Annotated in this window: 1 protein-coding gene; it reads right to left on the reverse strand. The window is 51.4% G+C overall.

The window, feature by feature from the left end:
* Positions 1 to 9: 9 nt before the first annotated feature.
* Positions 10 to 951 (reverse strand): IS110 family transposase, encoded by a 942-nt coding sequence (locus GVL50_RS28420; protein ID WP_159815846.1) that lies wholly within the window; start codon positions 949 to 951, stop codon positions 10 to 12.
* Positions 952 to 1,161 lie beyond the last annotated feature (210 nt).

Genomic DNA, 1,161 nt, shown 5'->3' on the forward strand with positions numbered 1-1,161 from the left:
CAACGTTTTTTAGGCAGTTTTGCTGACGTATGCTTTCTCGCTCTTCAGCAGCGCGTATGCAATACGCGCGAGTTTACGTGACAAAATCACCAGCGCTTCAGTGGTGGCCTTGCCCTTGTTTCGATGATGCTCATAGGTTTCCTTCCAGGCCGCTGTGCGGCTGGCGGACATGGAGGCGTTGTGCAAAAGCCTGCGAATTTCCGAGCAGCCTCGCTTGGTCAAACGACGACGTCCGGTTTTTTCCCCAGAGTCAGAAATTCTCAAGTCCATGCCAATGAAAGCGATGTAAGCATCACTGCTCTTGAACTCACCTCGGATAAACGCCATCACCAAGGCTGTGGCTGTCAAAAAACCGATCCCTTCGATGGCTTGGCAGCGAGCTACCTGCTCAAGTAATCCTGCCTCTTTGAGCAACTCCTTAAGTTTCTTTTGAACCAGCAGATCCAACCTGTCTATTTGCTTGGTGAAACTCTTGAAGGCGGTTTTTAGTAGCTTTTCATTGCTCCAGCTCTGGTTTAGAGCCGTACGCATTGTGACCAGCGCAGCCCTGCGGCGCAGGAGGCTTTGAAGCTTGCCATACACTGCTGGTGGCGGAGTCCAAGCGCGCAGCTCCCGGCCTTCTCGCTCCAAATAACGAGCGAGTAAAGCGGCATCGCTCGAGTCAGTCTTAACCCGACCGCCGATACTTTTTCGGTAATTGCTAAGCTGAAAACCATCAACAACATAGACTTTGAAGCCTTTTTCATAAGCCATCTCCACCACGTCCAAGTGATAGACATTGGTGGCTTCAACGCACAAGGCAGTATTGGCGGGTTGCTGCCTCAGCCATTTCTTGATTTCAGGCTTGGTATTGGTAAGCGACATCTGCGTGCCGCTGTCCTGGAAATGAACGACCAGTTCGGCCTTCGCAACATCGATACCGACAATAAATTGGTTCACTTCCATTGCCATTTTTCGCACTCCCGCTGTAAGGTTTTTCCACTCGAAGGGTTTCACCAAGAGGCGCAGGCTTGTTTCTATCGTCGCTTAAGAGAACGAAGCATTCTTTATCGGCGCTTTGGTGGAAGGGGTGGGGCCGATGTCTCCCACAGTCTGTACTGGGCTAACAGTCAGAAGCTGGCTTTTGGTCCCACCCACCCCTTCGAGTCCTACCATACAAGC

Source organism: Pseudomonas sp. 18058, assembly GCF_902706155.1.
Lineage (GTDB): Bacteria > Pseudomonadota > Gammaproteobacteria > Pseudomonadales > Pseudomonadaceae > Aquipseudomonas > Aquipseudomonas rustica.